Annotated in this window: 18 protein-coding genes; 3 read left to right on the top strand and 15 right to left on the bottom strand. The window is 66.3% G+C overall.

Annotated features, from left to right (window positions below; translation table 11 throughout):
- From AAHB16_RS28385 to ugpB, 5 genes are all read right to left on the bottom strand, one after another.
- Positions 1-279: glycerophosphodiester phosphodiesterase family protein (locus tag AAHB16_RS28385; protein WP_342052570.1), on the bottom strand; the 279-nt coding region annotated here is incomplete at its 3' end.
- A complete protein-coding gene (locus tag AAHB16_RS28390; protein WP_342052571.1) occupies positions 276-1,397 on the bottom strand; it encodes a sn-glycerol-3-phosphate import ATP-binding protein UgpC in 1,122 nt (373 codons plus the stop codon). The genes AAHB16_RS28385 and AAHB16_RS28390, both read right to left, overlap by 4 nt.
- Positions 1,398-1,418: 21 nt before the next feature.
- Positions 1,419-2,267 carry a sn-glycerol-3-phosphate ABC transporter permease UgpE gene (ugpE, locus tag AAHB16_RS28395; protein ID WP_150371354.1) on the bottom strand — a complete coding sequence of 283 codons (849 nt, stop codon included), beginning with the start codon at positions 2,265-2,267 and terminating at the stop codon, positions 1,419-1,421.
- Positions 2,268-2,274: 7 nt separating this feature from the next.
- Positions 2,275-3,156, bottom strand: a complete 882-nt coding sequence (ugpA, locus tag AAHB16_RS28400) for a sn-glycerol-3-phosphate ABC transporter permease UgpA (RefSeq protein WP_109580759.1) — start codon at positions 3,154-3,156, stop codon at positions 2,275-2,277.
- Between the two features lie 86 nt (positions 3,157-3,242).
- Entirely contained in the window at positions 3,243-4,553 is a 1,311-nt protein-coding gene (gene ugpB / locus AAHB16_RS28405) for a sn-glycerol-3-phosphate ABC transporter substrate-binding protein UgpB (RefSeq protein ID WP_150371353.1), read from the bottom strand.
- A 215-nt stretch (positions 4,554-4,768) separates the two neighbouring features.
- Between ugpB and AAHB16_RS28410 the strand changes: the two genes are divergently transcribed.
- On the top strand, positions 4,769-5,557 hold the full coding sequence (locus tag AAHB16_RS28410) for an HAD-IIB family hydrolase (protein ID WP_150371352.1): 789 nt from the start codon (positions 4,769-4,771) through the stop codon (positions 5,555-5,557).
- A gap of 30 nt (positions 5,558-5,587) precedes the next feature.
- Here the strand turns inward: AAHB16_RS28410 and ntrC are convergent, their stop codons facing one another.
- From ntrC to AAHB16_RS28430, 4 genes are all read right to left on the bottom strand, one after another.
- Positions 5,588-7,135 (bottom strand): nitrogen regulation protein NR(I), encoded by a 1,548-nt coding sequence (gene ntrC / locus AAHB16_RS28415; RefSeq protein WP_150371351.1) that lies wholly within the window; start codon positions 7,133-7,135, stop codon positions 5,588-5,590.
- 119 nt (positions 7,136-7,254) lie between these two features.
- Positions 7,255-8,442: a nitrogen regulation protein NR(II) gene (glnL, locus tag AAHB16_RS28420; RefSeq protein ID WP_342052572.1), complete on the bottom strand. Its 1,188-nt coding sequence runs from the start codon at positions 8,440-8,442 to the stop codon at positions 7,255-7,257.
- 4 nt (positions 8,443-8,446) lie between these two features.
- Positions 8,447-8,899, bottom strand: a complete 453-nt coding sequence (locus AAHB16_RS28425) for a DUF4124 domain-containing protein (protein ID WP_342052584.1) — start codon at positions 8,897-8,899, stop codon at positions 8,447-8,449.
- 279 nt (positions 8,900-9,178) lie between these two features.
- Complete coding sequence (locus tag AAHB16_RS28430) at positions 9,179-10,594, bottom strand: 3-hydroxylaminophenol mutase (protein WP_109580754.1); 1,416 nt, start codon at positions 10,592-10,594, stop codon at positions 9,179-9,181.
- A 433-nt stretch (positions 10,595-11,027) separates the two neighbouring features.
- Here AAHB16_RS28430 and AAHB16_RS28435 point away from each other — a divergent pair, with 433 nt between their 5' ends.
- Positions 11,028-11,492: a rhodanese-like domain-containing protein gene (locus tag AAHB16_RS28435; RefSeq protein WP_150371349.1), complete on the top strand. Its 465-nt coding sequence runs from the start codon at positions 11,028-11,030 to the stop codon at positions 11,490-11,492.
- Here the strand turns inward: AAHB16_RS28435 and AAHB16_RS28440 are convergent, their stop codons facing one another.
- From AAHB16_RS28440 to hrpA, 6 genes are all read right to left on the bottom strand, one after another.
- Complete coding sequence (locus AAHB16_RS28440; protein WP_150371348.1) at positions 11,493-12,296, bottom strand: competence/damage-inducible protein A; 804 nt, start codon at positions 12,294-12,296, stop codon at positions 11,493-11,495.
- 13 nt (positions 12,297-12,309) lie between these two features.
- The gene (locus AAHB16_RS28445) at positions 12,310-13,185 is read right to left on the bottom strand and encodes an EI24 domain-containing protein (RefSeq protein ID WP_150371347.1); all 876 of its coding nucleotides are present in this window, start codon (positions 13,183-13,185) and stop codon (positions 12,310-12,312) included.
- A 27-nt stretch (positions 13,186-13,212) separates the two neighbouring features.
- Entirely contained in the window at positions 13,213-14,208 is a 996-nt protein-coding gene (locus AAHB16_RS28450) for a sterol desaturase family protein (RefSeq protein ID WP_150371346.1), read from the bottom strand.
- Entirely contained in the window at positions 14,208-15,044 is an 837-nt protein-coding gene (locus tag AAHB16_RS28455; RefSeq protein WP_342052573.1) for a polysaccharide deacetylase family protein, read from the bottom strand. Before AAHB16_RS28455 ends, AAHB16_RS28450 begins: the two co-directional genes overlap by 1 nt.
- A gap of 10 nt (positions 15,045-15,054) precedes the next feature.
- Positions 15,055-16,059 (bottom strand): YVTN family beta-propeller repeat protein, encoded by a 1,005-nt coding sequence (locus tag AAHB16_RS28460; RefSeq protein ID WP_150371344.1) that lies wholly within the window; start codon positions 16,057-16,059, stop codon positions 15,055-15,057.
- Positions 16,060-16,171: 112 nt separating this feature from the next.
- The gene (gene hrpA / locus AAHB16_RS28465; RefSeq protein WP_342052585.1) at positions 16,172-19,993 is read right to left on the bottom strand and encodes an ATP-dependent RNA helicase HrpA; all 3,822 of its coding nucleotides are present in this window, start codon (positions 19,991-19,993) and stop codon (positions 16,172-16,174) included.
- Positions 19,994-20,868: 875 nt separating this feature from the next.
- On the opposite strand from hrpA, the gene argA reads away from it, so the two are divergent.
- A complete protein-coding gene (argA, locus tag AAHB16_RS28470; RefSeq protein ID WP_150371343.1) occupies positions 20,869-22,320 on the top strand; it encodes an amino-acid N-acetyltransferase in 1,452 nt (483 codons plus the stop codon).
- Positions 22,321-22,326: the final 6 nt, after the last annotated feature.

Consider the following 22,326-nt stretch of genomic DNA (forward strand, 5'->3'; position numbering starts at 1 on the left):
GCTGTGCCAGCTGCCGGCGTCCAGGGCGGCGATCTCGCCCAGCGTCAGCGCATCGACGCGACCGTGGCCCGAGGTCGTGCGGTCCAGCGTGGCGTCGTGCATGAGCACGGGCTTGCCGTCGCCGGACAGCTTGACGTCGAACTCGAACATCCGGTAGCCGAACGAGGCGCCGTGACGAAACGCGGCCAGCGTGTTCTCGGGCGCGAGCTTGCCCGCGCCGCGATGCGCGACGTGGCGCGGATACGGCCAGTTGGCGAAGTCGACCTTGGGCGTGCTCATGCCAGCGCCTCGATGCGCTTGCCCGACGCGATATCGAAGAAGTGCAGATGCTCGGCCGATGCCGTGATCGGCAGCTTGTCGCCGGCGCGCACGGGCATGTGACTCTCCAGCCGCACGACGAGCGGCTGACCGCCAAGCGAGCCGTACGCGAACGAATCCGCACCGAGCGCTTCCACCACGCGCACGTCCACCTCGGCAATCGCCTCGTGGGCCGCGCAGGGCTCGATATGCTCGGGACGCAGGCCCATCAGCGCCTGCTCGGGCAGGTGCAGGCCCATCGGCAGGTGGCCCAGCGTGGCCGTGCCCTGCCCCGCGCCTTCCTTCGGCGTGACGCGCATCTGCGCCTCGCCGTCGTTGGTGCCGGCGCCCGTGCCGTTGCGCGTGACCGGAATCAGGTTCATCGGCGGCGAACCGATAAAGCCGGCCACGAACGTGCTCGCCGGCTTCGCATATACCTCGAGCGGCGTACCGATCTGCTCCACCTTGCCGCCGCTCAGCACCATCATGCGGTCGGCCAGCGTCATGGCCTCCACCTGATCGTGCGTCACGTACATGCTCGTGGTGCCGAGGCGGCGATGCAGGTCCTTGAGTTCCAGGCGCATCTGCACGCGCAGCTTGGCATCGAGGTTCGAGAGCGGTTCGTCGAACAGGAACACGGCCGGCTCGCGCACGATCGCGCGGCCCATCGCCACACGCTGGCGCTGGCCGCCGGACAGCTGGCGCGGCTTGCGATCGAGCAGCGACGCGAGTTCGAGAATGCCCGCGGCGTGCTTGACGCGCTGGTCGATCTCGGCCTGGCTCATCTTGCGAATGCGCAGGCCGTAGGCCATGTTCTCGTACACGCTCATATGCGGGTACAGCGCGTAGTTCTGGAACACCATCGCGATATCGCGCTCGGCCGGTTCCAGGTCGTTCACGACCTTGCTGCCGATGTGGATCTCGCCACCGGTCACCGTCTCCAGCCCCGCCACCATGCGCAGCAGCGTGGACTTGCCGCAGCCCGACGGGCCGACGATCACGATGAACTCGCCGTCGGCGATTTCCATGTCGATGCCATGCACGACCTGCGTGCCGCCGGCATAGGTTTTCTGAACGTTACGAAGGGACAGACTTGCCATGAGTAATTTCCTGCCGCGATGTTATTTCTCGGTTTCCACGAGGCCCTTGACGAACCAGCGCTGCATCAGCAGCACCACCAGTGCCGGCGGCACCATGGCGAGCATCACGGTCGCCATCACGAGATTCCAGTCGGTTGCCGCGTCGCCCGAGCGCGAGATCATCTGCGTGACGCCCACCACCACCGGCGTCATCGACTTCTGCGTGGTGATCAGCAGCGGCCACAGATACTGATTCCAGCCGTAGATGAACTGGATGACGAACAGCGCCGCGATGCTCGTGCGCGAAAGCGGCAGCACCACGTCCCAGAAGAAACGCAGCGGGCCCGCGCCGTCGATGCGCGCGGCCTCGGCCAGCTCGTCCGGAATGGTCAGGAAGAACTGGCGGAACAGGAACGTCGCGGTCGCCGAGGCGATGATCGGAATCGTCAGGCCGAAGTAGCTGTCGAGCATGCCGAGGTCCGACACGACCTTGTAGGTCGGCAGGATCCGCACTTCCACCGGCAGCATCAGCGTGATGAAGATGAGCCAGAAGAACAGCTTTCGCATCGGAAAGCGGAAGTACACGATCGCGAACGCCGAGATGATCGAGATGGCGATCTTGCCGAGCGCGATGCCGAGCGCCATGATCAGGCTGTTCTTCATCATGGTCGTGACCGGCGAAGCGGACTCGCCCACGCCGGAGAACAGGACCGTGCGGTAGTTGTCGAAGAAGTGGCTGCCTGGCAGCAGCGTCATCGGTGCGTCCAGCACCTGTTCCGGCGTGAGCGTCGATGCGACGAACGTCACGTAGACCGGGAACGCGACCACCGCGATGCCGAGGATCAGCACCACGTGGGTCAGGATATCGAGAATGGGGCGTCTTTCTACCATGGCGACCTCAATACTGAACCTTGCGCTCGACGTAGCGGAACTGCACTACCGTCAGCGCGATCACGATCACCATCAGCACCACCGACTGCGCGGCGGAGCCACCGATGTCCATGCCGCGGAAGCCGTCGTGGAACACCTTGTACACGAGCGTGTTCGTCGAGTTGAACGGACCGCCGTGCGTCACCGCGTCGATGATCGCGAACGTGTCGAAGAACGCGTACACGACGTTGATCACGAGCAGGAAGAACGTGGTCGGCGAGAGCAGCGGGAAGATGATGGACCAGAAACGCTTCCACGGACCGGCGCCGTCGATCGCGGCCGCCTCGATCAGCGAGCGCGGAATGCTCTGCAGGCCGGCCAGGAAGAACAGGAAGTTGTAGCTCACCTGCTTCCACGCGGCGGCGAGCACCACGAGCAGCAGCGCCTGATGGCCGTCGAGCAGGAAGTTCCAGTTCACGCCCATCGCGCGCAGGCCGTACGACACGATGCCGAGCGTGGGATTGAACATGAACATCCACAGCACGCCGGCCACGGCGGGGGCTACCGCGTACGGCCAGATCAGCAGTGTCTTGTAGGCCGTGGCGCCGCGCAGCACGCGATCGGCGAAGTACGCGAGCAGCAGTGCCGTGGAGAGACCCACCAGCGTCACGCCGATCGCGAATACGGCGGTGATCTCGAACGACTCGATATAGAGCGGGTCGTTCCAGAGCACCATGAAGTTGTCGAGCCCGACGAACTCCAGGTTGATGCCGAAGGCATCCTGCTGCAGCATGGACTGGTACAGCGCCTGGCCGGCGGGGAGGAAGAAGAAGATCAGCGTGATGGCGATCTGCGGCAACACCAGCAGATACGGCAGCCACGGCGAGCGGAAAACGACGCGTTTTTCCATCGGGAGTCTGAATCTGAAACCGAAACTAACAGGGCGAATCGGGCCGCGCGAGGCGGCCCGACCGTACAGCGAGGACGACGGGAACCTTATTCCTTGACCGTCTTCTGGAAGCGTTCGAGGAGCTCGTTGCCGCGCTTGACGGCATTGTCGAGCGCCGCCTGCGGTTCCTTCTTGCCCGCCCAGACGGCTTCCAGTTCCTCGTCGACCACCGTGCGGATCTGCACGAGGTTGCCGAGGCGCACGCCGCGCGACTTGTCGGTGGTCTTCACGACCATCTGCTGCACGGACACGTCGGCACCCGGGTTCTTGTCATAGAAGCCCGACTTCTTCGTCAGCTCGTAGGCGGCCATCGTCACCGGCAGGTAGCCCGTGGCCTGGTGCCAGTCCGACTGGATTTCCGGACGCGACAGGTACGTGAAGAACTTCGCCACGCCCTTGTACTCTTCCGCCTTCTTGCCGCCCATCACCCACAGCGAGGCGCCGCCGATGATCGTGTTCTGCGGCGCGCCCTGGACGTCCGGGTAGTACGGGAGCGTGGAGACGCCGAACTGGAACTTCGCGTTGCGGCGGATGTTGGCCAGCGATGCCGACGAACCCGTGAACATCGCGCACTCGCCGTTATAGAACTTGGCCTGCGACTCCGCCTTGCGGCCGCCGTAGCTGAAGTAGCCCTTCTTGACCATGTCCTGCAGGTTCGTGATGTGCTTCACGTGCAGCGGGCTGTTGAAGGCCAGGCGTGCATCGGTGCCACCGAAACCGTTGTTCTTGGTCGCGTACAGCGTGTTGTGCCAGGCCGAGAACGACTCCAGGTGTACCCAGCCCTGCCAGTCGGTCGTATACGCGCAATTCACGCCCGAAGCCTTGAGCTTGGCCGAGAACTGCATGACTTCCGGCCACGTCTTGGGCGGATGGTCGAGGCCGGCCTTCTTGAAGGCGTCCTTGTTGTAGTAGAACACCGTCGTCGAGCTGTTGAACGGGAACGACAGCATCTCGCCCTTCGACGAGGTGTAGTAACCGGCCACGGCCGGGATGTAGGCGGACTGGTCGAACTTCTCGCCCGCATCCTTCATCACTGCCGATACGGGCTTGATCGCGCCCTTGGCGCTCATCATCGTGGCGGTGCCCACTTCGAACACCTGCAGGATCGCGGGCGCGCTGCCGGCACGGAACGCTGCGATCCCCGCGGCCATCGTCTCGTCGTAGTTGCCCTTGTTCACAGGGACGACCTTGTACTCGGACTGGCTCGCGTTGAACTTGTTGGCGATATCGTTCACCTTTTCATTGAGGGCACCCTCCATGGCGTGCCACCACTGGATTTCCACGGCGGCATGGGCGGTGCCTGCCACAGCCATTGCGGCCACGGCAGCGAACTTCAAGATATTGCGCGGGAAGGACATCTGCGACTCTCCTAAGGCTGTCATCAATCGGCGAAAAGCGACTGAATCTATGCATTTTTTATGTCAGCGGGATGTTACGCCGGTCGCCTCGCGGGGGAAACCGGACAAACCCGGTTTGTGACGGAAATATTGCAGCTTTTTTGCGACACGGCACGCTTGACGCCGCAGAAAAACGGTCGCGCCATGCGCGCACGGTTTGCGTACAATGCGCGGCCATGCAACCAATCGCCTCCCTGTCTGCCGCGGCCCTGCGCCGCGTTCGTGGCGTGCTGACCGATATCGACGGCACGCTGACCACCGATGGCGCCCTGCCCGCCGCCACCTACGCCGCGCTCGACCGCCTGAAACGGGCCGGCCTCCACGTGATTCCGGTCACGGGACGCTGTATCGCGTGGGCCGAGATCCTGACCCGGCTATGGCCCGTGGACGCGATCATCGGCGAGAACGGCGCGTTCTACTGTCATCTGCGCGCGGGCAAGCTGGTCACGCGCTATCTCGACGACCCCGAGACCCGGGCGCGCAATCTCGCGCGCATCCGCGCGTTGGGGGAAGCGATCGTGCGCGAGGTGCCCGGCTGCGCGCTGGCCTCGGACCAGGCCTGGCACGCGGCGGACCTCGCCGTGGATCATGCGGAGGACGTGCCGAAGCTGCCGCCGGAGGCGGTGGCCCGGATTGCGGCGATGATGACCGAGGCCGGCATGACCGCGACGGTCAGCTCGATCCATGTGAATGGCTGGTTCGGCGCGCACGACAAGCTGTCGATGAGCCGGACCTGCGTGCGGGAATTGCTGGGCGGGGATATCGACGACGGCCGCGACGAGTGGCTGTTCATCGGCGATTCGGCCAATGACGCCGCGATGTTCGGGCACTTTCCGCTGTCGGTGGGCGTGGCGAACGTGCGCGAGGTCCTGCCGTCGCTGCCCGTCGCACCGGCCTACGTGACCGATGCCGCGGGCGGCGAGGGATTCGCGGAAATGGCGGAGCGGCTGCTGGCGGCACGCTGAGCGCGCCGCCGATCGCCCTCCCGCCCGCGATCAATCGAAGCCCAGTTCCTGCAGCTTGCGCGTGATCGTGTTGCGCCCGATGCCAAGGCGCGTCGCCGCTTCCACGCGGCGGCCGCGGGTGACGCCGAGCGCGGCTTCCAGTACGGACTTCTCGAACCGGCGCGTGAGCGCGTCCATCACGTCCGGCTGGCCGGCCTCGAGCATGGCCTTGGCTTCGGCGGCCAGCAGCGTTTCCCAGCTGGCCGAGACCGCCGCGGCCGACGCCGGCACGACGAGGCCCGGCATGACATTGACGGGACGCGTGGCCACCATCGTGTCGCCGTCGCCCGACAGGCCCATGGCATAGTCGCCGGACTCGATCGCCTCGTACTCGCCCCCACCCACGCGCTCCGGCGTGCGCGCCGGCGCGCCGCTCTCGGGCAGGCCGCCGCCGATCATCTCGCGCGGCAGGTCCTTGACCTCGATGGTCTGCGCGGGCGCCATCACGGTCAGCCAGTTGCAGAGGTTTTCCAGCTGGCGCACGTTGCCGGGGAACGGCAGCGTGCTGACATAGGCCAGCGCCTCGTCCGACATGCGCTTCGGCTCCACACCGAGTTCCTTCGCGCTCTTCTGCAGGAAATGGCGCGCCAGCAGCGTGATGTCTTCCGGCCGTTCGCGCAGCGGCGGCAGGCGCAGGCGAATCACGTTCAGGCGGTGGAACAAGTCCTCGCGGAACAGCCCCTCCTTGACGCGCGTCTCCAGGTTCTGGTGGGTGGCCGCGATCACGCGCACGTTCGCGCGCAGCGGGTTGTGGCCGCCCACGCGATAGAAGTTGCCGTCCGACAGCACGCGCAGCAGGCGCGTCTGGAGGTCGAACGGCATATCGCCGATTTCATCGAGGAACAGCGTGCCGCCCTCGGCCTGCTCGAAGCGGCCGCGGCGCATGGTCTGCGCGCCCGTGAACGCGCCACGCTCGTGGCCGAACAGTTCGGACTCGAGCAGGTCCTTCGGAATCGCGGCCGTGTTCAGCGCGATAAAGGGACCGCTCGCGCGCGGGCTGTGCTTGTGCAGCGCGCGGGCAACGAGTTCCTTACCCGTGCCCGACTCGCCGGTGATCATCACCGTGACGTTCGATTGCGAAAGACGGCCGATCGCGCGGAACACGTCCTGCATCGCCGGTGCCTGCCCGAGGATCTCGGGTGCATCGACGAGGCGGTCGTCCATCTCTTCCTCGCGCAGGCTCTCTTCGAGCGCGCGGCGAATCAGCTCGACGGCCTTGTCCACATCGAACGGCTTCGCGAGATATTCGAACGCGCCGCCCTGGAACGCCGCCACCGCGCTGTCGAGATCCGAGTACGCGGTCATGACGATCACGGGCAGGCCCGGATGACGCGCCTTGATGGCCTGCAGCAGGTCGAGGCCGGAGCCGCCCGGCATGCGGATATCGGAGATGAGGACCTGCGGCTCGTCGTCCTCCAGCGCCGCGAGCACGTCGCGCACGTTGGTAAAACTGCGGGAGAGCAGGCTTTCACGGGCAAGGGCCTTTTCCAGGACCCAGCGGATTGATTGATCGTCGTCGACTATCCAGATCGGCTTCATGTGCGTCGCTTGTCTGCTCGGTGTCATGTGGTCTCCCGTATCCCCGCTGGTAGCGGGCCCCTGCTGGCGAGCCCCTGTTGTTGGACCCGCTCTGCCCGCACGACACGCCGAACGGGCGACTAATGCAGCGGCAGCAGAATACGGAAGTCGGTAAAGCCCGGCCGGCTCTCGCATTCGATCAAGCCCTCGTGCTGCTGCACGAAGGTTTGAGCGAGTGTGAGACCGAGTCCGCTGCCGCCATCCCGTCCCGATACCAGCGGATAGAAGATGCGTTCGCGTATGTCCTCGGGAATGCCCGGGCCGTTGTCTGTCACATGCAAGTCCAATGCCAGCTTGTACAGACGCTTGGCAATCGTGACCTGGCGCGCCACACGCGTTCGCAAAATGATCTGTGCATCGCCGCGCGCAATGCGCTCGTGGAGCGCCTGCGCCGCGTTATGAACGATGTTCAGCACGGCCTGGATCAGTTGCTCCATGTCGCCACGCAACTCGGGCAGGCTCGCGTCGTAGTCCCGCACGATATCGAGCCCGTTCGGAAACTCGGCCAGCACCACCGAGCGCACGCGCTCGAGCACCTCGTGGATATTGAGCTCGGACACGATATGCGGATGGCGATGCGGCTCCAGCAGCCGATCGACGAGCGTCTGCAGCCGGTCCGACTCCTTGATGATCACCTGCGTGTACTCGCGCAGCGAACGCTCCGGCAGCTCGAACTCGAGCAACTGCGCCGCGCCGCGAATGCCGCCCAGCGGGTTCTTGATCTCGTGCGCGAGATTGCGGATGAGCTCCTTGTTCGCGGAGGTCAGGTCGATCAGGCGCTCCTCGCGGTCGCTGCGCAGCTTCTGCTCGTTGTGCATGAGCTCGACCAGCACCGTGGACGGATGGCCCTCGATCGCGCCGATGACCACGTGCGCGTGCAGCGGCTCCTGCAACGGCGGGCGCAGCAGCAGATCCTGGCGCCGCACATCGACCTGCCGCGCGGTCACGCTCTCGATCATGCTGCGCACTTCCTCGGACTCGCCGAACAGGTCCGGCAGCGTCAGCTCGACCATCGCGCGCCGCGACATCGCGAACGCGGCCTCGGACGCGGGATTGGCGTACACGACATGCAGGCCCGGCCCGCGCACGAGCAGCACCGGGTTGGCAATCACGTCCAGCCCGGGGTGGAACGTCACGTCGCCCAGCGGTACGACGTTTGACGCCTGCTCGGGGCTCGCCTGTGTCGCGGGATCCTGTACCGCGGGATCGTTCTTGGCGCGGTCGGCCCCGGTTACCTTCCGTGAAACACCGCGAATCAGGCGACGCATGAGATCAGTCCTTCAGGTTGGATAGCTCGCGGCGCAGCGACGCGAGATTCGCTTCGCTACGCGCGATGTCGTCGCGCAGCGCAGCCGTGCGATCGAGATATTTCTGATAGTTGCGCTCGTTGCCCTGACGTTCCGGCTCGCCGTTGTTGTACTCGGCGCGCAGGGCCGCCAGCTTGGCCTCTTCGCTCTGCAACTCCTGCTCCAGCACGCCGCGGCGCTCGCCGTCGCGGCTCTTCTGCGTGGCACCGTCCACGCGCGGGAACGACGTCGGCGACGCCGCGCCCGCCGTGCCCCGGCTCGTCTGCGGACGCGCGCCACCGGGCACCGTCACCACGTCGGGCAGCGTCAGCTTCTTGCAGCCCTTGCCCGCATTGCCGTTCCGGTACTCGGGCACGCCGTTCGGGCCCGTGCACACATACACGTCGGAAGACTGCGCGGCGGTCGGCGAGTTCCACATCGACAGCACCAGCGCGAGCCCCACAATGGGGAAAGCAACACGAAGATGGTGCGTAGCCGCGCGCCCGGACCGCGCCGCGCCACGGTGCGCGACGTCGTCGCCGGCGGCTTCCCAGATATCGTTCATGGACATTGACCCCGTTATTATGAAAAGAGCCCCATTCTAGCGAGCATCCCGCGCCGCCAAACAAAAAGGGACAGCCGAGGCCGCCCCTTTCTGGTGCTACTGTTGTCCGGTCACAACCCGGCAAGCCAGGTCACAATCCGGAGCGATCTCGCTTTACAGCGAGTAGTACATGTCGAACTCGATCGGGTGCGTCGTCATGCGGAAACGCGTGACTTCTTCCATCTTGAGCTCGATGTAGGCGTCCAGCATCGAGTTCGAGAACACACCGCCGCGGGTCAGGAACTCGCGATCGTTGTCGAGGTGTTCCAGGGCCTGGTCGAGGCTCGCGCAGACGGTCGGGATCTTCGCGTCTTCTTCCGGCGGCAGATCGTACAGGTTCTTGTCGGCAGCTTCGCCCGGGTGGATCTTGTTCTGCACGCCATCGAGACCGGCCATCAGCAGCGCCGAGAAGCCCAGGTACGGGTTGCACAGCGGATCCGGGAAACGGGTCTCGATACGACGGCCCTTCGGGTTCGCGACGTACGGAATACGGATCGACGCCGAACGGTTACGTGCCGAGTAGGCCAGCTTCACCGGAGCTTCGAAGCCCGGCACCAGACGCTTGTACGAGTTGGTACCCGGGTTCGTGATCGCGTTCAGCGCGCGAGCGTGCTTGATGATGCCGCCGATGTAGTACAGCGCGAATTCCGACAGGCCGGCGTAGCCGTTGCCCGCGAACAGGTTCTGGCCGTCCTTCCACACGGACTGGTGAACGTGCATGCCCGAACCGTTGTCGCCAACGACCGGCTTCGGCATGAACGTGGCCGTCTTGCCGTAGGTGTGCGCGACGTTCTGGATCACGTATTTCTGCAGCTGCGTCCAGTCGGCGCGTTGCACCAGCGTGCTGAACTTCGTGCCGATTTCGTTCTGGCCCTGGCCAGCCACTTCGTGGTGGTGCACTTCGACGGGGATGCCCAGCGATTCGAGAATCAGGCACATCTCCGAACGCATGTCCTGGAACGTGTCGATCGGGGCAACCGGGAAGTAGCCGCCCTTCTTGCCCGGACGGTGACCGCTGTTGCCGTGCTCGAATTCCTTGCCGGCCGACCACGGGGCTTCTTCGGACTGGATCTTCACGAAGCAGCCTTGCATATCGACGTTCCAGGTCACGCCGTCGAAGATGAAGAATTCGGGTTCCGGACCGAAGTAGGCGGCGTCGCCCAGGCCGGAGCTCTTCAGGTAGGCTTCCGCGCGGCGCGCGATCGAACGCGGGTCGCGGTCGTAACCCTTGCCGTCGGACGGCTCGATCACGTCGCAGGTGAGCACCAGCGTCGGCTCTTCATAGAACGGATCGATGTGAGCGGTGTTCGAATCCGGCATCAGCAGCATGTCCGAAGCTTCGATACCCTTCCAGCCGGCGATGGACGAACCGTCGAATGCATGGCCGCTTTCGAACTTGTCTTCATCGAAGTGCGACGTCGGCACCGAGACGTGCTGTTCCTTGCCTTTGGTATCCGTGAAGCGGAAATCGACGAACTTGACGTCGTTTTCCTTCACGAGCTTCATTACATCTGCAACGCTTTGGGCCATGCCTATCTCCTGGAAATTCGGCTGAATCTGAGCAGCAATCTGAGAAAGCCATTATTGAGACGGTCCCGCGCCAGCCCTGTGGAAACCGCCCCAAAAGGGACGAGGAATGTTAGCAGAAAGCATGCCAACAAAAACCAACTTTGCACCTGCAAGTCCCGAAAAATGTGCACCTGCGCGCGAGCCCGCACCGCGACGCGCCATACCGGATTGCATGCAATCGGCAAAGTGCCGCAAGCGCGATTCATGCACCGCTACCCGGCGTCGCGCCGCCTTACCCATCAAACACCAACATGGTGCAAGAGGCAAGAGAAAGCACTTGTTTGGTGCCAATGCACCGTAACGATGCGCGGTCGCAATTTCGAGGAACGAGAGCGCTAGAATAGCGCCCATTCCTTTCATCCCCCCTTCCTTCACCCCCATACCGACATTCGCGATGACCACCCGAGACGATCTCCTTCAGGCCGCCAAGGCGCGCCAGCAGCAAAACCAGCTTGCCTACTTCGGCGCCCTGACGCCGCAGGAATCCTATGCGCTGCTGCAGGCCGACCCGACGGCGGTGCTCGTCGACGTCCGCACGCAGGCGGAACTGGACTGGGTGGGTGGCGTGGACCTGCCCGACGCGCAGTTCGCGCATGTCGAATGGTCCACTTATCCGGGCGGCACGCAGAATCCGAACTTCGTGACCGAACTGCGCGCCCGCGTCGGCGAGGACACGCCCGTGCTGTTTCTGTGCCGCAGCGCCGCGCGCTCGAAGCACGCCGCGCGCGTGGCGACGGAAGCCGGTTTCAAATACGCGATGGACGTGCTGGAAGGGTTCGAAGGTCCGCGCGACGACCACTATCACCGCAAGACCGTGGAAGGCTGGTGCTTCCGCGGCCTGCCGTGGCACGGCGCCTGATCAGCCCTGCTCCACGATCTCGAAGCCCATGGCCCGCACGCCGTCCAGCAGCATCGCGTAGGCCGGGCCCACGAGTGCCTCGGGGCCCTTGACGCCCAGGTCGATATGGCGCCGCGCAAAGCGGTCGCCGCGGCTGACGTCGCCGACCGACGGCAGGCTGAACACGCGAATGCCCTCGAACGCCGATTCCACCTGCTCCATGAGCGGCGTCAGCGTGGACTCGGGCGCTTCGAACACGTAGAACGCGCGTGACTGTTCGCGCGCGAGGTGAAACAGGTGCGAGTAGTAGTGGTCGAGCACCCACTCCATCATCGGCCACGCCATCACCGGGAAGCCGGGCATGAAGTGATGGTCCGCCACCGAGAAGCCCGGAATGCGGTTGTAGCTGTTCGGGATGATCCGCGCACCGACCGGGAACTCGCCCATCTTGAACCGGTGCCGGTTCTCCGGAAGGTCGAGGTTGGCCTTGACCGGATCGCCGTTGGCCGTCTCCACGATCCGTTGCGCGATCAGCTCGCGCGCCTCCGGATGCAGGGCCAGCGGCACGCCCAGCGCCGCCGCCGCGCACTGGCGCGTATGGTCGTCGGGGGTTGCACCGATCCCGCCCGTGCAGAACACCACGTCGCTGCCCGCGAGCGTGCGGCGCAGCGTGGCCGTGATGCGCTCGCGATCGTCGCCGATATACTCGGCCCACTCCAGCGCCAGGCCCCGCGCGCCCAGGAACTCGATGGCACGGCGCATGTGCTTGTCCTCGCGCCGCCCCGACAGAATCTCGTCACCGATGACGATCAGGCCGAAACCCATGTTTGCCCCCGCTTCAGGATGGTTCAATGCGCCGGATATCGGACGGCGCAAGATCGATGATGTCGCCGCCCGGCGGCGCCGGCGGGGCCGCGCCCACCCGCTCCGCGCGCAGTTGTGCGAGCGCGCGCAGGCAGAAGTGCCCGAACCACAATGCCGAGAAGATAAAGATCAGCACGTAGAGCCATAACGTCCCCACGAGCACGACCGGAAACAGGAAGATGATCATCGCCGACCAGACCCACAGCAGCGTGGGCGCGGAGCCCAGCAGGCCGACGGCGATGCCGATCATCAGCAGCGCGCCGCGATGGCGCTTCATCAGCGTCTTGCGCTCCTCCGCCGTCGCATGCTCGGCCAGCGCGTCGTAGGTCATCACGCGGTAGGTCAGCCAGCCCCACAGCACCGGCGGAATCAGCGCGAAAAACGGCGGTACCAGCCACAGCGGCAGCGTGACGATCACGAGCAGCAGGAACACGAACGTATTGCCGAACGACGCGACGACGCTGCCGAACACACTGCCGCCGTGCGACTTGGCAAGATCGGGATAGCTGCGTTCGAGGTGCCGCACCACGGCCGGCACCGAGCACAGGCTGATAAAGACCAGCATCGACGCGATGACGAGCGGCACGGCGATCATCAGCACGAACAGCGGCGCCACCACGGAACGCAGCGACTGCAGGTTCAGCCAATCGAGCGCCGCGTAGATCCAGCTCGTGAACACCGAGCCTTCCAGCAGCAGGCGCGTGGTGTTCATGATCGGCTCCCACCCCCACCACAGCAGCCCGCCCCAGAGCACCGTGGCCAGCACGAACGGCAGCACGGTGAGCGCGAGCATGCGGGGGTGGAACTGACTGACGAGGGCGCGTCCGAAAGCGCGGAGGATATCGTTCATGGCAAGGAGCCTAGCACAGGCCGCTGCTCAATTGATACGCAGCAGCCGCTTGACGCCATACCACTGCTGCGCGAGGAAACCGCGGCCATAGTCGCGGTTCTTCCCCGCCGGCGGCGGCATCTGGTCGCGCACGCCGGTCGGGTAGTACCGGTCCGTGAACACGGCCGTGCCGAACATCATGTCCCACCACGGAAACAGCACGCCGAAATTGCAACCGCCGAGGCGCATGGGCTTGCCGCCCTTGCCCGGCGTCTCGTGGCCGAGCCCCACCGCGTGATGCGTGCGATGGAAGCGCGGCGACACCAGCAGCCGCTCGCCGAGCCAGCCAAAGTGCAGGCGCAGGTTCGCGTGCTGGAGGCTCTGCAACAGCTGCGACAGCGCCACCAGGAGGATGTACTGCGACGGTTCCACGCCGACCGCCAGCGCGATGACCGCGAATACGGTGTCGCGCAGGATATCGTCGAGCAGGTGATTGCGGTTGTCGCTCCAGAGCGTCATCTGCCGCTGGCTATGGTGCAGCGCATGCAGGCTCCACCACCAGCGGTAAGTGTGCGAGAAACGGTGATACCAGTAGTCGACGAGGTCGAACAGCATCAGGTAGATCAGGAAGCTGACGATGGGCGACGACGTGACCGCGGGCCACCAGTCCTCGACGTTGATGCGCTGCCAGCCGAGCAGCCGCAGATGCCCTTCGATCAGGTCGCTGAGCGGGTCGAGCACGAAGAACATCGCGAGCCGGAACAGCCCGAGCCGATGGATCATCGTGTACAGGATGTCCACGCGGACCGCGGGGCGGTCCGTCACCGGCTCCACCGGCCGCAGCTTCTCGAGCGGGCCGAGGATCAGGATCATCACCGCGATCTGCACGATGCCCGCGAGCAGCCATTCGGTGCCCGTGAACGCCTCTTCCGCGTAGCCGCCGAAGCCGAGATCGTAGACCACGGGCAGCACGACGTTCTGGAACACCGAGCCCTCGATCTGGCCGATCCAGCCCGACATCCAGTTGGTGAACGCGTCCCACATCAGCGTGCGCCCTCCTTCTTCTGCTGCGCGAACCACGCCTTGTACGCGGGATGCTCGCGCAGCGTCGCAAAGCAGAAGCCCTTCTGCTCGAGCCCCGTGATCAGCGGGTCCAGCACCGCCGGCGCCCACGGGTCCCTGCGCGACCAGATACCGAGGTGCGCCATCGTGATGTCGCCATCGCGCAGGTCGCGCAGCGCGCGGGCCAGCAGCTTGTCGTTCGGGAAGCGTTCCGACGACAGCTCGTCACCGAGAAAGCCGGCCGGCGCCCAGGCCACGTGTTTGAAACCGCACTGCTCCGCCCACTGCAGCGTCTGCGGCGACGTATGGCCGCCGGGCGCGCGCCACAGCGGCGCCATCGGCTGACCGGTCATCGATTGCAACGCCTGCGCGCTGCGGCGCAACTCCCCGCAGAACGTCTCGGCCGTCATCGCCACGTCCCTGCCGCCTTCGGCGCCGAACTGCGGACGCATGATCACCTTGCCGTCGCGCACCGCGCGAAAGTAGACGTGATCGAACGTGTGCGTGCCGAACACATGCCCATCGGCCGCCAGTGACTTCCAGTATGGCGCCCAGCTCGGGTCGAGGGAACTGTCGCGATGGATCGTGGGCTCGTTGGCCAGGAAGAACGTCGCGCGGATATGGTGCTTGCGCAGCGTGCGCGCGATGAGTTCGGCCTGGCTCATGCTGCCCGTGTCGAACGTCAGGTACAGCGTGCCCGCGCGGCAGGCGGCGTTATCTGTCGCCGGGGCCGCGATGGCCGGCGCGGCCGCCATCCATGCGGCCGCGCCCGCGGCAACCGCCACGGCCGAAGCCAGCACCGTCAGGATCTTGCGCATGATGGTTCGTTCAGTAGAGCGGCGCGCGCGTGCGGAAATAGATACCGTGCGGAGACTTGCCGACGCGAATCGTCTTCACGACCTTGCGCGTGGCGACATCGACGAGGGCCACCGAACGCGCCCAGCGGCACGATACCCAGAGCGTCTTGCCGTCGGCGGTCAGTTCCATGTCGTCGGGACCGGGCGGCAGGCCCGTGATGTCCCCTACCTTCGACAGCGTCTGCTGGTCGATGATGCTGATGGTGCCGGACACGCGATTGGTCAGGAACAGATGGCGGCGGTCGCCCACCGCGCGGAAATTATGCGCGCCCTTCCCGGTCTGGATCTGCTTGACCACGGTACGCGTATGCCAGTCGATGACGGCGACATAGTCCGCCCCGGTCATGCCCACGAGCAGGTATTTCTGGTCCGGCGTGACCCAGACGCCCGCGGGCGCGGAGCCCGCTTCCATGACCCACATCACGTTGAGCGTGGTCAGGTCGATCGCGGCTATCTGGTTCGAGTCCTGCAGCGTGATGAACGCGATCTTGCTGTCCGCCGTGAACGCGATGTGGCTCGGCGTGCGGCCGAGCGGGAACTGCTTGGCGATCTTGAGCGCGTGGCCATCCCAGCGGTAGACATCGACGCGGTCGAGCCGGTTGCCCGTGGCCACGAACCACTTCTGGTCCGGCGAGAAGCCGATCTGATACGGGTCGTCGATATTGGGCACACGCTGCTGCACCTTGCCCGTGACCGGATCGACGAACACGAGGTCGTTGCCGACCGCGTTCGCCACGATCAGCGACTTGTCGTCGGGCGTGGCAATCAGGTGGTGCGGCTCCTTGCCGACCGGAAAGGTCTCGAGGACCTTTTGCGTATCCTTGTCGATCAGCGTGACGGTAGCGTCACCCGAATTGAGCACTACGACGACCTCGGCCCGCGCGGGCGCGGCGAGGGCCAGTCCCAAACCCAGACCGAGGGCCGCGGCGCCAATCGCGCCAGCCACTCCACGACTCCAACGAGTCACACGACGCATTCCGACGAGCATAAGACCGTTCACTGATGACGAATCGCGCATTCTAACGTTTGGGCGCCACTTTTCGATGACGCCACATAATTTCTTACCATCGCGTGTCCCTGTCGCCGCTTCAGCGCTGCATGGACTCCCAGACCTTCTGGAGTCGTTTGACCGACATGGGCACAGGGGTTCGCAATTCCTGCGCAAAAAGTGCGATGCGCAACTCCTCCAGCATCCACCGGAATTCGTCGAGCCGCGCGTCGGCGGCGCCGCGGCCCTGCGTGCGCAGCTGCTTTTCGGCGCGCTGCCACTGCTGGATGAGCGGCGTCATCTCCTGCAGCCGCTGCGCATCGCGCGCGGCATCGCCCTTGAGCTTGTCCACGCGCATCGCCATGCCTTTCAGGTAGCGCGGATAGTGCACGAGCTGCGTGTACGGCGTATCGATGACGAACGATTTGTGCATCAATCGCCCGAGCTGCGCCTCCATGTCCTGATAGGTTGCGCCATACGGCTTGGCCTGCAGCAGCTTGCGCGGCAGGCCCGCGTACTCGGCCAGGATGCTGCCGACGAGCCGCGCGATTTCCTGCGCGAGCAGCGACAGCCGCGCGCGACCCTCGTCCTTGCGCGTGTTGAACTCGGCCTCGTTGCGCGGCAGCGGCGCCTGCAGGCACGCGCGGTCCAGCGCCACCTGCACGATCTGCTCGCGCAACTGTTCCTGCGTGCCCAGCGTCATGTACTGCATGGCCATCTGCTGCAGGTTCGGCACGTTCTTCTCGATGAACTTGACCTGCTCGCGCAGCTGCAGTGCGAACAGCCGGCGCAGGCCCGCATGGTGCACGCGCGCGGCCTCCTGCGGATCGTCGAAAACCTCGACGTCGCAATGATCGCCGTGATCGACGAGCGCGGGGTAGCCGAACAGCGTCTGGCTGCCCTTGCGGATCTCGAGCAGTTCCGGCAGTTCCCCGAACGACCATGACGTGAGGTTCTCGTACTGGCCGGCTTCGGCCGCCGGCACATCCCGCGCCGCGATGGTCTGGAACGACTGCTGCGCCTGCCCGCCGAACTCCGCGCGCAATTGCGCGAGGTTGCGGCCCATGTCGAGCTGGCGGCCGTGTTCGTCGATGACCTTGAAGTTCATCGCATGGTGCGCGGGCAGCGTTTCCAGCTTGAAGTCCGCGCGCTTGATCATCGTGCCCGTCTGTTCGCGGATATCGGCAATGAGCACGTCGAGCAGATCGCCCTCGCCGAAGGGCTGGCGCGCGACGAAGCCCGCCGCATAGTCGGGCAGTGGCACGCAATGGCGGCGCAGCTTCTGCGGCAGCGACTTCAGCAGCAGATGCACCTTCTCCTTGATCATGCCGGGCACGAGCCATTCCGCGCGCTCGGGGCGTACCTGGTTCAATGCGTACAGCGGCACGGTCAGCGTCACGCCGTCGCGATGGCTGCCAGGCTCGAAATGGTAGGTGAGCCCCATGTCCACGCCCGCGACCGCCATCGTCTTCGGGAAGAGGTCCGTGGTGATGCCGGCGGCCTCGTGCCGCATCAGCTCGTCGCGGTTCAGGTACAGCAGCTTGCGATCCTTCCCGGACTCGGCTTCGTACCACTTCTCGAACGACACCTGGTTGTAGATGTCGGCCGGCACCGCGCGGTCGTAGAACGCGTAGATCAGTTCGTCATCGACCAGCACGTCCTGCCGGCGCGACTTGTGCTCGAGGTTCTCGATCTCTCGCACGAGCCGCTGGTTATGCGCGTAGAACGGTAGCCGCGTGTCGAACTCCCCTTCCACGAGGGCGCGCCGGATAAATAGCTCGCGCGCTTCCGCCGGGTTCATCGGCCCGTAGTGGATGCGCCGGTGCTGGTAGACGACGAGTCCGTACAGCGTGGCGCGCTCGAGCGCGAGCACCTGGCCGGCCTTCTTCTCCCAGTGCGGATCGCTCCAGCTGACCTTCAGCAGATGCTTGCCCACCTGTTCCAGCCATTCGGGCTCGATGCGCGCGAGCGTGCGCGCGAACAGGCGGCTAGTCTCGACGAGCTCGGCCGCGATGATCCAGCGGCCGACCTTCTTCGCGATCAGCGAGCCCGGCCACAGGTGGAACTTGATGCCGCGCGCGCCAAGATACTCGCGCCCGCGCGAATCGCCTTCGTCCAGCTTGCAGCCGATATTGCCGAGCAGGCCCGTCAGCAGCGCCTTGTGCACCTGCTCGTACGTGGGCTCGCTCTCGTTGAGGCGCCAGCCCTGCTCCGTTACCGTCGTCATCAGCTGCGAATGGACGTCGCGCCATTCGCGCAGCCGCAGATGCGAAAGGAAGTTGGCGCGGCACTGGTCCTGCAGCTGCTTGTTGCTCTTCTTGTGCGCGACGGCGTCCTCGAACCACTTCCACAGCTTGACCCAGCCGAGGAATTCCGAAGGGAGGTCGGACCGGTCGTCGAAGAACTTGCGGTGGGCCTGATCGGCGGCTTCCTGCGCCTCCTGCGGACGGTCGCGCGGGTCCTGCACGGACAGCGCGCTCGCGATGATCAGCACTTCGCGCAGGCAATGCTGCTCACGCGCGGCCAGGATCATGCGCGCCACGCGCGGGTCGAGCGGCAGCTTGGCCAGCTGGCGGCCCGTGGCGGTCAGCTGGTTCGCGTCATCGACGGCACCGAGTTCCTGGAGCAGCTGGTAGCCGTCGGCCACCGCGCGGCCCAGCGGCGGCTCGATGAACGGGAACGACTCGATGTCCGTGAGCCGCAGCGCCTTCATGCGCAGGATGACGGCCGCGAGCGACGAGCGCAGGATTTCCGGATCGGTGAAGCGCGGGCGGCCCGCGAAGTCGCTCTCTTCGTACAGGCGGATGCAGACGCCGTCCGCCACGCGGCCGCAGCGGCCCGCGCGCTGGTTGGCCGCGGCCTGCGAGATGGCTTCGATCTGCAGTTGCTCGACCTTGTTGCGGTACGAATAGCGCTTGACGCGCGCGAGGCCCGTGTCCACCACGTAGCGGATGCCGGGCACCGTGAGCGAGGTCTCGGCGACGTTCGTGGCCAGCACGATGCGGCGCGCGCCCGAGGGCTTGAACACGCGCTCCTGCTCCTGCACGGACAGTCTTGCAAACAGCGGCAGGATCTCGGTGTGGGGCGGGTGGTGCTTGCGCAGCGCCTCGGCGGTTTCGCGGATCTCGCGCTCGCCGGGCAGGAATACGAGCACGTCGCCCGGGCCCAGGCGGCACAGTTCGTCGACGGCATCGACGATGCCGTCGTAGAGGTCGCGCTCCTTCGCCTGTGCGGATTTCGGCGTCGGGGGCGTGCTCCCGTTGGGCGCGGCGTCCTCCCGGATCGGGCGGTAACGCACCTCCACCGGATACAGGCGGCCGCTGACCTCGATGACCGGCGCGGGCTTGCCGTTGTGCGCGAAATGCTCGGCGAAGCGTTTCGCGTCGATCGTCGCCGAGGTGATGATGATCTTGAGGTCGGGACGCTTCGGCAGGATCTGGCGCAGGTAGCCGATCAGGAAGTCGATGTTGAGGCTGCGTTCGTGGGCCTCGTCGATGATGATCGTGTCGTATGCGCGCAGCAGCGGGTCGTTCTGCGTCTCCGCCAGCAGGATGCCGTCGGTCATCAGCTTGATGGACGCGCCCGGGGACATCGTGTCGTTGAAGCGCACCTGGTAGCCGACGTGCTCGCCGACTGGCGAGCCGAGTTCCTGCGCGATGCGCTTGGCGGTGGAGGTGGCCGCGATCCGGCGGGGCTGGGTGTGGCCGATGAGGCCGCCGGTCTTGCCCGGGGGGTCGCCGGCGCACACGGGGCCGCGGCCGATCGACAGGCAGATCTTGGGCAACTGCGTGGTCTTGCCCGAGCCGGTCTCGCCGGCGACGATCACGACCTGGTTGGCCAGCAGCGCGGCGGCGATCTCGTCGCGGCGCGCCGAAACCGGTAGCGCTTCCGGGAATGTGATGGGCGGCAATGGGTTCGCCATCCGCGGCGGCCGCGGGGGCCGGCCGTCACGCCCGGCCGACGGCTCACGCCCCGACTGCGCCTGACGCCCCGACTGCGCCTCGCGCCCCGACTGCCCGCCTCGCGCCGGACGACCGCCGTCGGCCGACTGCCCATCGCGCACGGGCTGCCCGTCTCGCGCCGGACGACCGCCGTTGGTGGACTGCGCCTCTAGCGCGGCCTGCCCCTCTCGCGCCGGACGGCCGCCATCGGCCGACTGCCCCTCGCGCACGGGCTGCCCGTCTCGCGCCGGACGACCGTCGCGGGCCGACTGGGCCTCACGCGCGGCCTGCCCCGCTCGCGCCGCACGGCCGCCATCGGCCGACTGCCCCTCGCGAGCCGACTGCGCCTGACGTGCGCGCTGCCCCTCTCGGGCCGGACGACCGTCGCGGGCGGACTGCCCGTCGGGTGCGGGCTGGCCGTCTCGTGGCGGACGACCGTCGCGGGCGGATTGCCCATCGGGTGCGGGCTGGCCTTCGCGTGGCGGGCGAGCGTCGCGGGCGGACTGCCCATCGGGTGTGGGCTGGCCTTCGCGTGGCGGGCGAGCGTCGCGGGCGGACTGCCCATCGCGCGCGGACTGGCCTTCGCGTGGCGGGCGGGCGTCGCGGGCGGATTGCCCATCGCGCGTGGGTTCGCCGTCGTGGGACGGGCGCGGTGCGCCTGCGGCGGGCGGCGATTGTGCCGGGCGGGACGGCCCCGGCGGCCGTTCGGGCGCATTGCGAGGCGCGTTCCCTTGCCCCGGCGCGGGCACCGATTCGCGGGTCGTTCGAGGAGTAGGCTTGCCGCCGGGCTGCGATGGCTTGCCGGGAGGCTGGGCAGGACGTTGTGCTGACATTGGCGGGGATTATAATCCGCCGCATGAACGCACGAACCGACACATCCCCCGACGCAGCGGAGCCCCCCGCAGAGCCCCCCGCCGCGCTGTCCCCCGTATTGCCCGTGAGCGCGCCCGCGACGCCGATCCCGTCATCGGCCGCCAGCGCCGACACCGACGCCTCCGGCCCCGACCGCCAGCAATTCGTCGACTGGCTCCGCGCCGTCGCGCCCTACATCCACTCGTTCCGCGGCAAGACCTTCGTCATCGCCTTCAGCGGCGAACTGGTCAAGGCCGGCGTGCTGACCGCGCTCGTCAACGACGTAGCCCTGCTCCACGCCATGGGCATGCAGATCGTGCTCGTGTTCGGCTCTCGCCCCCAGGTCGAGGAGCAACTCGCGCTGCGCCACGTGGAGTCGCGCTACGCCGATGGCGTGCGCATTACCGACAACGCCGCGCTCGAATGCGCGAAGGAAGCCGCCGGCGAACTGCGGCTCGACATCGAAGCCGCCTTCAGCCAGGGCCTGCCGAACACGCCGATGGCCGGTGCCCAACTCTCGGTGATCTCCGGCAACTTCATCACCGCGCGCCCCGTCGGCATCGTCAACGGCGTCGATTACCAGCACACGGGCCTCGTCCGCAAGGTAGACGGCGAATCGATGCGCATGTCGCTGTCCCACGGCAAGGTCGTCCTGCTCTCCCCGCTGGGCTTCTCGCCCACCGGCCAGGCGTTCAACCTCTCGATGGAAGACGTGGCCAGCGCCACCGCAAGCGCGCTCCGCGCCGACAAGCTGATCTTCATCACCGAGGTGCCCGGCGTGCCCGATCCCGTCGGCAAGCTGATGCCCGAGATGTCGCTGCGCACGGCCGTCGAACGGCTCCAGAACAACCATCTGCCGCCCGACGTCGCCTATTACCTCCAGCATCTGGTCAAGGCGCTCAAGGGCGGCGTGCCCCGCGCGCACCTGATCCCGTTCGCGCAGGACGGCTCGGTGCTGCTGGAACTGTTCCTGCACGACGGCGTGGGCACGATGATCTCCGACTCCGACCTCGAGAGCCTGCGCGAAGCGACGCTCGACGACGTCGGCGGCATCCTGCAACTGATCGCGCCGCTGGAAGCGGACGGCACGCTGGTACCGCGCGGCCGCCACCTGATCGAACGCGATATCGGCAACTTCTCGGTCATCGAGCACGATGGCGTGCTGTTCGGCTGCGCGGCGCTGTACGAATTCCCGCGCGAGAACATGGGCGAGATGGCATGCCTGACCGTGTCCTCCGAAGCCCAGGGCACCGGCGACGGCGAGCGCCTGCTCAAGCGCATCGAGCGCCGCGCCCGCGCGCTGGGTCTCGAGCGCCTGTTCGTGCTCACCACGCGTACCGAACACTGGTTCCTCAAGCGTGGCTTCGTCCATGCCACCGTGGACGACCTGCCCGAGGACAAGCGCAAGCTGTACAACTGGCAGCGCAAGTCGATGGTGCTGATGAAGAAACTGTAAGGCGCG

It is taken from the genome of Cupriavidus sp. OTU4054, assembly GCF_038440175.1.
Classification (GTDB): domain Bacteria; phylum Pseudomonadota; class Gammaproteobacteria; order Burkholderiales; family Burkholderiaceae; genus Cupriavidus; species Cupriavidus pauculus_D.

What these genes read in the sequence shown, in the direction of transcription:
- AAHB16_RS28390 (WP_342052571.1), bottom strand. Translation starts at nt 1,397, where the DNA reads ATGGCAAGTCTGTCCCTTCGTAACGTTCAGAAAACCTATGCCGGCGGC.
- AAHB16_RS28440 (WP_150371348.1), bottom strand. Translation starts at nt 12,296, where the DNA reads ATGGGTTTCGGCCTGATCGTCATCGGTGACGAGATTCTGTCGGGGCGG.
- argA (WP_150371343.1), top strand. Translation starts at nt 20,869, where the DNA reads ATGAACGCACGAACCGACACATCCCCCGACGCAGCGGAGCCCCCCGCA.
- AAHB16_RS28455 (WP_342052573.1), bottom strand. Translation starts at nt 15,044, where the DNA reads ATGCGCAAGATCCTGACGGTGCTGGCTTCGGCCGTGGCGGTTGCCGCG.
- AAHB16_RS28450 (WP_150371346.1), bottom strand. Translation starts at nt 14,208, where the DNA reads ATGTGGGACGCGTTCACCAACTGGATGTCGGGCTGGATCGGCCAGATC.
- glnL (WP_342052572.1), bottom strand. Translation starts at nt 8,442, where the DNA reads ATGCGTCGCCTGATTCGCGGTGTTTCACGGAAGGTAACCGGGGCCGAC.
- ntrC (WP_150371351.1), bottom strand. Translation starts at nt 7,135, where the DNA reads ATGAAGCCGATCTGGATAGTCGACGACGATCAATCAATCCGCTGGGTC.
- AAHB16_RS28425 (WP_342052584.1), bottom strand. Translation starts at nt 8,899, where the DNA reads ATGTGGAACTCGCCGACCGCCGCGCAGTCTTCCGACGTGTATGTGTGC.
- AAHB16_RS28435 (WP_150371349.1), top strand. Translation starts at nt 11,028, where the DNA reads ATGACCACCCGAGACGATCTCCTTCAGGCCGCCAAGGCGCGCCAGCAG.
- AAHB16_RS28460 (WP_150371344.1), bottom strand. Translation starts at nt 16,059, where the DNA reads ATGCGTCGTGTGACTCGTTGGAGTCGTGGAGTGGCTGGCGCGATTGGC.
- ugpA (WP_109580759.1), bottom strand. Translation starts at nt 3,156, where the DNA reads ATGGAAAAACGCGTCGTTTTCCGCTCGCCGTGGCTGCCGTATCTGCTG.
- AAHB16_RS28410 (WP_150371352.1), top strand. Translation starts at nt 4,769, where the DNA reads ATGCAACCAATCGCCTCCCTGTCTGCCGCGGCCCTGCGCCGCGTTCGT.
- AAHB16_RS28445 (WP_150371347.1), bottom strand. Translation starts at nt 13,185, where the DNA reads ATGAACGATATCCTCCGCGCTTTCGGACGCGCCCTCGTCAGTCAGTTC.
- ugpB (WP_150371353.1), bottom strand. Translation starts at nt 4,553, where the DNA reads ATGTCCTTCCCGCGCAATATCTTGAAGTTCGCTGCCGTGGCCGCAATG.
- ugpE (WP_150371354.1), bottom strand. Translation starts at nt 2,267, where the DNA reads ATGGTAGAAAGACGCCCCATTCTCGATATCCTGACCCACGTGGTGCTG.
- AAHB16_RS28430 (WP_109580754.1), bottom strand. Translation starts at nt 10,594, where the DNA reads ATGGCCCAAAGCGTTGCAGATGTAATGAAGCTCGTGAAGGAAAACGAC.
- hrpA (WP_342052585.1), bottom strand. Translation starts at nt 19,993, where the DNA reads ATGGCGAACCCATTGCCGCCCATCACATTCCCGGAAGCGCTACCGGTT.